Here is a 9,728-nt window from a genome sequence, read left to right as displayed (position 1 = left end):
ATACCCAAGGGTGGGGTCAGCATCCGCCGGAATGTCAGTAAAAGCTTTAAATGGTTTTACCGTAAACCGGAATTGGAAAACATAATTGAGGGGTCAACATGCTCCAGAATATCCAGCAGGCCCTTAACTGGCCTATGGAACAGGTGGGAAATGGACATCAGCAACGGGTGCAGTAATCGGGGACATTAATATAGGCAATCATGGTGATGTTATTTTCAGAAATGACGGCTTTGAAGGTGGTGCGCTAGAATCCTATACCTACGGACGTGCATTTGATTATGGCTTGTCAACTGTTTTAGGTTATGAATTTGGTGGGCGGTTGTCCTTTCAGGTGGAAGGAGGATTTGGTTTGGCCAACCTCATGCCCAATTACGGAGATTATAAACCAGATGGGAAACTAAAAAATTCCATTTACGGGATTTCTGTAGGCTATAAACTTTGATAAGGAGAAAACAATAAATCCGATGGATAATAAATCAATTCTGGTTTGCCAAAGGATTACCCTCATCGACAAGAACAATTCATGAATCGAAAACTTTGTTGCTTATCAAGGACAAACAGAAAAGAAGAGTATCCAATATAAATTACCTCGTAAACGATAGAGGAATATCATGTATCCTTAACCAGCCTTCTCTTAATACTTAGAGAACCAATAAACATTGATAAAATGGATAGAACAGTATCTCAAAAAATGGGTATAAAAGAAAATTCAAAATCATATTTTGTTAATACAAACGAAGAAGCAATCGAAAATATTGGTTTACCAACTCTTGACATATCAACTAAACTTGATAAAGAATTTGATTACATACATTTATTTGTAATAACTCAAGCTAAATTTTTAGAGCAGTTTCCAAAGCTAAAAGAGCATTTAGTTACTAATGGAATGCTATGGGTCTCTTGGCCGAAAGTTGGTAAATTAAGCACTGATTTGAATATAAAAACCGTAATTAAGTTGGGTTATGAATTTGGATTAGTAGAAAGTACTTGCTTAAGTATTAACCATACTTGGTCTGGATTGAAATTTACGCATCCGAAAAAAGGAAAAATATATAATAACAGTTACGGAAAATTAAATGAGAAAAAATAACCAATTGCTAAAAAGATATTGCAAAAATCGAGCTGGAACCTACTGAGTCAAATGTTTACGAATTAAATGGCAAAACCATCGAATGGGTTTTAGTATAAAGTCTAACTGGAATAATTCTGCAAAAAATTTTTTTTAGTGGTCCGGAACAGGGCTTATTTTCACATTAAAAAAATGGTGAATGGCTTTATCTATTAAACCAATAAAAATAAATCGAGTATGGTACCAATTGACACCTTTTCTTTTCTGTGAATAAATCCAAAGTATTTACATAATTCGTTTTCCCTTTGTACTATTTATTCGACTTTCTTCAGTAATAATGCTCCCTTCGATTACCTCAGCGTTGGGAAACATCTCGCGAAACTCAAAGTCAATTCTATAATACCTATCCTTAAATTTTTTAAATATGTTGAAAAATCTTTTGGTATATGCTGGAACGATCTAGAGATATGGAAAAATCAGCTTCCGAACCTTAGAACAATCCCGCTTAGCCCTTTAATCCAAAATTGTTAAAGCTTTTAAAGTTTATCAAAAATATTCTTAGCTGCCACACTCCTGTAGTCAATTCACCAGAAAAATAGAGATTGCTGTGTGCGTGAATGAAAATGTGCAGCCAATATTCATAATATATTTCACTAAACACCTAGTTTTTTAAAAGATCACCCACAGTAAGGAGTAAATTTGCTGAATCAAGCGATTTTCCGATTATCGCGTCAGCCTCACATTCCATTCTGCTGATCTCCTCATGAGACAATGCAGTAAGCATTATGATGGGAATGTTCTGGGTAGCCAAAGTCAGCTTTAATTCATTACAAATTTTCCTGCCATCAGTATTTCCGAGCCTTATATCTAAAATAATCAGATTAGGCAAATAATCATTAATCTGCGAAGAGAACAATTCAGGCGATTCAACACACTTTACTTCATAACCGGCGTCTTTAAGCACTGACCCAAAACTATACAGCGCAAGTGGGTCGTCATCCATAAACAAAATTTTCTTATTCATGTAAATATTATTATAAAAAGTAACGGCAATAAATAAATGCTGATATGTCGTTATAAAGATGATTTTTTAATCTCCTTTTTGTTTATCAACATTCATTATATCTCGATATAAAACACTATCTTCAAAATAATCTATACATTTCAGTAGCCTAAATTAATTAAATGCACTCGAATTTCAAGGGTATGGAAAATACTGAACAAATTGCACAGATTAAAGTTCTTATTTTAACAAACATGAATTTAGAAGAAATTAGGCTTGAAGATTGCCGGCATATTTCAGAGCAGATTTCTCCTACTTAACCTCAATTTCGCCGTATTAATGTAAAGTTACAGGGTGACTACCTAATGACCTACCCTACCGAATGTCTTTTAAAGCTCATTAAATTTTCCCAGGTTTAGGTATTAAAATATTTAACTGAAAACTATATATCCTCGAATCACTATTTCTTTAATCATTTAAGTTTTTATCTACTGTTTTTTCAGCAGTTTTTGCCTTTTTCTCCTGAACCCTTTTTTCTTTACGTTGTTCTGCTGGAGATTTTTCTTTAGCCCTTTTCTCTTCGCGGATTATTTTATTGATTTTTCTGTTATAAATGGCCGTAAGAATTCCCTGTCCGGTTCTGCTAAAAAACTTAATTTTTGGTTTTTCAGCAGTTCCAATCACAGCAACCGGAATAGCTATCCATCCCGCAGGAGGTAGACCGACCTTAACAAGTATATCTAATAGTCCATTTAAACTTGTTGTACCACTAATGGAAGGTCGAAGAACGGAGACTTTAAATTTAAACTCTTCAATATGAATTAGGTTATTTTTGATATGTGTTTCAATATTTACCCCCTTCATATCAGGGTTATTGAAGGCATCTGCGCCAACATTATCCCCAATGACAGAAAGCATTTTAAGATTTTTGACTTCCACATCTCGCAAATTTACTACGCCTCCTCCTTCCAGTGAGGGATAAATCGGCATCATATTTTGGTCAAAATCACCTTTGAGTTTATAATCCAGTGAAACAATGCCATTTACATCCTTGGCCGATGTGGCCAACTCACGAACCATATCGATTTCTTTGTAAGCCCGTTGGACATCAAAGTCAAGCACCTTTAAAGCAACATCGAAATTTGCAGTAAGAGGTGATTCGTCTTGATACCTGGCATCAATAGTCATTTTGCTACCAATAATATCAAACGATGTTTTTTTCAAATAAATTTGGCCTTTCTCCAAAGATGCCGTACCCCCGATCTGATTAATTGTCATCCCTTTAAACCCTACCTTTTTTGCCTTTAAACGCAAGGATACATCCAAATTTTTAGGAACAATCACTACGCCGCTACTTTTAGGATTTTCTGCTTTTGCATATTTGATATCCAACGACTTATCATTATTGTCTCCGCTTTTAAGAGCCATAAATTCATCGATTAGGATAAAATTAGATTGCAGGGCAAAATTTCCATGAAGGGAACCTTTGCGTTCGAGAAAGTAATTTATCGTATTATCCAAATAGCCATTAAGGGAGAAATCGGATTTACCATAGGTCGCATAAAATTTCCTGAACCACATTTTTTCGTTCTGGAATTCAAAGTTACCCTCCTTTAAATAAAAGGTCTTAGGCAGATACGAAGTATTTGCTTTAATGTTTTTTAAGATCAATGTGCCTTTATTATCCAATTTACTGTATTGACCGTTTGAAGCATAACTTTGGCGACCGTTAAGAGATAAGTCTGCCTTAACCAATCCGCTCACATCAAGACCTTTCTTAGCAAATACCTGATAGATTTTCCCAATGTTTAATAATCCTTTTACACGAACCTTATAAAGCAAATCTTCAAAATTTTGAAGGTCGGCATGAATGAAAACAGGATTGCCTTCAAAGTCAAACTTAAAGGGATCTATTTTTACCATTAGGCTGCCAAAAGTTCCATCAGTATTATTCACACTTGCTGCAAGATTAATATCGCTTATCGGGTTGGGATAAGACGAAGTCTTCACCCATCCGTTTTTTAAGTTTATATATCCACTTGTTTTGGGAAATAGTTTTTTCTCCATACTGAACAATCCGTTGGTTTTAAGGTCGGCTTTTAAAAGCCCTTTCATGTCAAAATCCTTAAGTCCCAGTGTTTCATTGAGAATGCTGAGGCTCAGTGCTCCTTTTACGTCTGCCTTCACATCCATTTCGCTCAATCCCTTAGTTTTCACTACTGCCCGAAATGTATTTTTTGTACCAAGGTCAAAACTTAATGTTTTAAGGTTGACGCCCAGTTGTTCCGGATTTAAGGAAGGCAGGTCCACGTCCAAATCTAGATTTAGATTATTCATTGGTACAGGAGCTTTACTACTGGAGATTTTGCCATCCTTAACAAACAGTCTCGCTGTAAGCCTGGGTTTTAGATCTTTCGGTTTACTAAACTTACCTTTCAATGTAAAAAACAAATCGCTCTGTCCTTCCAGCTTTGTATCTTTCGCCCATTCAAGGTATTGAGGTGGTAAAACAGAGATCATATCACTAATAGTAGTGTTTTCTGAGGCTGCATTAATATCCAAATTGTAACCCTCTTTAAGTATACTAACCCAGCCATTAAATTTTAAGGGAAGATCATTGATTCTAAGCTCATTTTTTCTTAATACAAGCGTCAGGGCATTGGTATTTATCCTTGTAATCAGGTCAGCATGAAGGAATTTCTGTTGAGCATAATAGATATCGTTCAAACTAAAATCAAGCTTATTGATTTCAAGGTCTGTTTTAAGATCAAAGATATCTTCACTCAAACCACCTTTTCCCGTATAGTCAAGACCCTGAGCATCCAGGAGTATCTTTGCGGAATGATCATTGTATTTGATGTGCCAATTTCTGAATTTTATTAGGTCAAGTCTTATTGAAGTTCCTTTCTCTGTTGTGTCTTTGGATGATTTATCCGGACCGGATACATATACATTATAATTGGCATCACCCTTACTATTTACAAAAACATTAGCGTATGCATCCCCCACATATATCTCATCAATTTTTACCTCACCGTCAAAGATCAAACTTTTTAAGTTAATTCCCGCAGCCACTTCCTTTGCCGAGAGCAAGGTATCACTGACGAAAGGCTTGGAACCATAAAGAATTAGGTTATCAACAGATACCGTCAGAGAGGGAAAATGCCTGAAAAACGTAAGGTGGGTCTTTTTATAATCGAGTTTTCCTGCAAGGTGCTTATTGGCAAAAACTTTTACTTGTTTTGATATTGTTCCAGGAAATAGTAAAGGAATAAGGAACATCAATAATAAAATAAATGCTACGAAAATCCCGAACCATTTTAAAGCCTTAAAGGCTATTGTTTTCATATGTGCCATGTGTGAACTACTTAAGGTGGGCTTGAGCGATATAGAAGGTATTGCCCCTAAAACTAATTTCCAGAATTAGACCAGTTTGATAACAACATTGCTGTTAAGGTTGTTTTGAAAATCTCTTTCAAACCCGCTACCCAATACAGAGTCTATATCAGTCGTTGTCAATCAGTAACCAAATTAGAGTACATATATTATTGCAATTAAATAAGTAAATCAAAACCAGGTTTATAACGCTCACAAGATTCCGACTATTGGTATCGCTCGGGGTAAAACCTGTTTTAAATGGAATTAGAGCGAAATAGAGTAGATAGGCTTCATAGCCTCCAATGAGCATTTGGATTGATAATACAGGCCATAAATTCTAATCTTGTAGGGTTTTTTAAGTAATATTTAAAGTTGTATCCTGCCAGCATGAAATGACGGGCCTGATATCAACAGCACTAGGAAATGAGTAACTCTTAATCAATATCAGTTCTACAGCTATAGGCTATCTAATCCGCTTCGTTGTAAGGGCGTTAAACCATTCCTTACCATGGCAAGAAGGACACTGAGCTGTTTTGTTAAAAGATAAATTGGTTTCTCCACATTTTGAACAGCTACAATATTTTTCATCATTAGATATTTTTTGTTGATCCGGATATATCGGCAGCCCCGGACGTACCATGTCATCTTCAAAAAAAAGAACGCTAAGATTACCTGAAGTTTCAACCAACACCGATCGGACTTGGCCCAGGTGCTCTACATTTAATACCCTTAATTCAGCAAAAACTTCTTCTTGGCTTAAGCCCGTACTTTCAAGACCTTTAAGCAATATTTTTCCAGACTGGATAACATATACTGGCTTACCTTCGATAATCCGCTCAAACCAACTGTAGCGGTCGGTCAACCGGGTTATACCCATATACATCAAAATTATCACAATAAAAACCGTTATTGCAGGTAAAATACCCACATCCTCATAAAACATCGGGTCTCCTGCTGCAGAACCAAGGCCAATGATCAGCACAAGTTCAAAAACCGATAATTGTTTGATACCTCTCTTACCGGACGCCCTTAGGGTTAACAGTATTACCAGAAACATTATCACAGATCGCATCACCACTTCCAATAAGAAAGCAACGGGTAGATCATTGTACAGGATCCTGCTCCAATCAAATATTCCTTCCATATTGCAATATGGATATTATTAATAAGAATTTTTATATTTTAAATTCCTAATCTTATGTTAACCGCTTTACATGAATTTTATATTTATGCTCCTTCGATACCATATGCTTATTTTCTTAATTTTATATCTTTAAGTATTATCTTCCGGTAAATATCTTTCAAAATTATTCCACCCCCTTTCCCCCGCACTTTTTAAGTTTTACTGCCAATCAAAAGTTTCAAGTTTGCCATAGCGGATAATTCATTCGGATGACTGACGTCAAGACAATCATTGTCAGGTGTATGTTAACGTGCCTAAAATGAGGTACAGAAAGCATCTATGCAAGGGAATAAATATTTCAGTAATTTGTAATTACCGCACCGCGTACATCATCATTTTTATTCCGATTTGCATACCTTTGAATTATTGATGAATACTGACCAAAGACCCCAAGACTTTAATTTTACTGAGAACCTGATCCTGCATGCACTTCAGTTTTCTCCGGAGCCCACCGCTATTTATAGTAGTGAGGATATGGTAATTCGGTTTGCAAATGATGGCATGCTGGAACTATGGGGAAAAGATGTGTCGGTTATAGGAAAAACACTTATTGAGGCTATTCCAGAACTGGAGGGTCAACCGTTTCTCCCAATCTTACACCAAGTCTGGCGTTCTGGTGTAACCTACTCGGTAACAGATGCTCCGGCGCAACTGATAAAGAATGGGGTACTAATGACGAACTACTTTGATTATGAATATAGACCATTGTTAAAGCCAGACGGGCAAACCTTTTGCATCTTAAACACTGCAAAAGAGGTTACATCAAGGAAAGCATACGTAGAGCAGATTCAGCAAAAAGAAGAAAAAGAGCAGGCTCTTATTGAAGAAATGGCTACTACAGTTGAGGAGCTGACTTTTACAAATGAAGAACTCAACGCTTCCCTCAAACTTCTGGAAGAGAGCCGTGAACACGTTCGTACCATTATCGAGCAGGCACCGGTAGGCATCGCGGTGCTACAAGGACCAGAGCACATCATTGAAATCGCCAATCCGACAATTCTTAAAATATGGGGTCGTATTGCAGAGGAAGTCATAGGTAAACCACATGAGCTGGCAAGACCGGAACTCAAAGGCCAGCCGGTAAATATATGGCTGCGAAATGTTTTCTCAACTGGCGAGGCTAAGATCAATAAAGAATTTCTGGTAAAACTGCGTCATGAAGGCGGACTGAGGGAGGCAATAGTAAACTCAATCTATCAGCCCATTATTTCTTCAGGAGAAATAACCGGTGTACTGGTCATTCTAGAAGAAATTACCCAACAGGTTCTTGACAGGCGCAGAAGTGAGAAAGACCAGCAAATGCTTGCAATGGCAATTGATGCGGGTGGGCTGGCAACGTTTTATTATGAACCCAAGAGCAACCTTTTCTCTGGCAACGCTTTGCTCAAATCATGGTTTGGGCTAACGGCCGAGGAGCAACTGGATCTTTCCTTAGCATTAAGTTCCATACATGGAGAAGACAGGGAACGCGTTATGCATGCTATCTATGAATCTCTTCGTCCTGGATCAAACGGACAATACTTTATTGAATATCGAATAAACGATTCCAAGGAGATAAAAGTGCGGTTGCTGCAGGCAAGGGGCAAGGTGTTTTATGGTTCCGACGGAGAGGCATTAAGCCTCAACGGCACTTTAAGGGATATCACCGAGCAAAAAAAAGATGAACAGCGAAAAGATGACTTCATGAGCATGGTGAGTCATGAACTTAAAACGCCATTAACTTCCCTTAATGGCTATTTGCAGGTACTTCAACGCCATGCATCGCTCAGTGAAAACACTGTCCAGCAAAGCATTCTTGCCAAATCAGTCAAACAGGTAGGTAATATGAACGCCATGATAAATGGTTTCCTGAATATATCGCGACTGGATTCCGGAAGAATGTTGCTCGAAAAATCAGAAATTAATCTAAAGAAACTCTTTGCAGAGCTGAAGGAAGAAATGCTTTCAACAATACACACCCACATCATTGCATTTAAACCTACAGATGAGCTGACAGTGATTGCGGACCGGGAGAAAATCATACAGGTTTTCCAGAATTTGGTTGGAAACGCAGTTAAATATTCACCAATGGGAACAACGATAACAATTGCCTGCCAGCAAAAACAAGCCAATAAAATTCAGTTTTCTGTCAGTGATGAAGGAATAGGGATCGCAAAAGAAGATCAGGAAAAGATTTTTGAACGTTACCACAGGGTCCAAAATCCCCAAACTGGGTCAATTGCAGGCTTCGGAATTGGTCTTTATCTATGCAAAGAAATTATTGATTTGCATCAGGGCGTGATCAAGGTTGTAGGTGGTCGGGGATCTGGAACATCATTTATAGTTGAAATCCCACAAGGAATACATTAGATACATATTGTAACAAAATATTCTCTTATTAAATATTTGAATATTTTTCCTTACACATTCCGAGTAAGCTGTCAAGTAGAACGAGGAATACTTAGTAACTATAAGGCATAAATACCGAATAAAAAAGCTCAAATTAAATTATTTGCATTGCTTCCAATCGAAATTTATAATTTCCATATTAAGTTTACAACTTTAAGGACGGGATTTATTAATAGTCTGTGGGCTCAATTTTCTTTAGCAGTACTGTTTGTTATAATTGATCTTATGACTAAGTCTGATTTTGGATAGCACCAATAATTTTTAAAAAATTACCCGTATTTTTGCCGCTGGCTCTTTAGTCCTTTTTCTTGTATAAATTTTAAGATTAAAATATAAAAAAAGTTAGCATTACACCTCTTCTCTTTCACTTTTATAACTCTATAAAACACATTAATAGAACACCTATCATTACTTAATGAAGTCTGAAATAAATTGCAGAAGTATAGTATTTACAGTAATTAATCCAATAGCCTTATAACATCCTGAGCCGTTTAAACAAATAATTTGAGCCGTATAGGCAACTTTTATGCTTAATGAACGTCTATCTTTATAGTATGGAAAATACGAAAAAAATTAAGCTGGGTTATAATGGTCCTTTAGTATCCAAACTTGGACTAGGTTGTATGCGCATGTCTTCCATATGGGGCGGTCCTACACCTGAGGAAGCTGAAAGTATCGCAACAATTCACCAGGTGGATAAACCGCTT

Annotated in this window: 5 protein-coding genes; 2 read left to right on the top strand and 3 right to left on the bottom strand. The window is 36.8% G+C overall.

Annotated elements, in window-relative coordinates; all coding sequences use genetic code 11:
* Positions 1-667: 667 nt before the first annotated feature.
* The gene (locus D7004_RS10355) at positions 668-1,090 is read left to right on the top strand and encodes a hypothetical protein (protein ID WP_208646824.1); all 423 of its coding nucleotides are present in this window, start codon (positions 668-670) and stop codon (positions 1,088-1,090) included.
* Between the two features lie 640 nt (positions 1,091-1,730).
* Here the strand turns inward: D7004_RS10355 and D7004_RS10350 are convergent.
* The 3 genes from D7004_RS10350 to D7004_RS10340 form a co-directional block, all read right to left on the bottom strand.
* Positions 1,731-2,093, bottom strand: a complete 363-nt coding sequence (locus D7004_RS10350; protein ID WP_123205795.1) for a response regulator — start codon at positions 2,091-2,093, stop codon at positions 1,731-1,733.
* A 447-nt stretch (positions 2,094-2,540) separates the two neighbouring features.
* Positions 2,541-5,420, bottom strand: a complete 2,880-nt coding sequence (locus D7004_RS10345; protein WP_123205796.1) for an AsmA family protein — start codon at positions 5,418-5,420, stop codon at positions 2,541-2,543.
* A 493-nt stretch (positions 5,421-5,913) separates the two neighbouring features.
* Complete coding sequence (locus D7004_RS10340) at positions 5,914-6,594, bottom strand: DUF421 domain-containing protein (RefSeq protein WP_123205794.1); 681 nt, start codon at positions 6,592-6,594, stop codon at positions 5,914-5,916.
* Between the two features lie 408 nt (positions 6,595-7,002).
* On the opposite strand from D7004_RS10340, the gene D7004_RS10335 reads away from it, so the two are divergent.
* Positions 7,003-8,982 carry an ATP-binding protein gene (locus D7004_RS10335; RefSeq protein WP_123205793.1) on the top strand — a complete coding sequence of 660 codons (1,980 nt, stop codon included), beginning with the start codon at positions 7,003-7,005 and terminating at the stop codon, positions 8,980-8,982.
* The last annotated feature ends 746 nt before the right edge of the window (positions 8,983-9,728 follow it).

The organism is Pedobacter jejuensis (assembly GCF_003725795.1).
GTDB lineage: Bacteria > Bacteroidota > Bacteroidia > Sphingobacteriales > Sphingobacteriaceae > Pedobacter > Pedobacter jejuensis.
The sequence above is the reverse complement of the archived record's forward strand: the minus strand, read 5'-3'. Positions and strand labels throughout refer to the sequence as shown.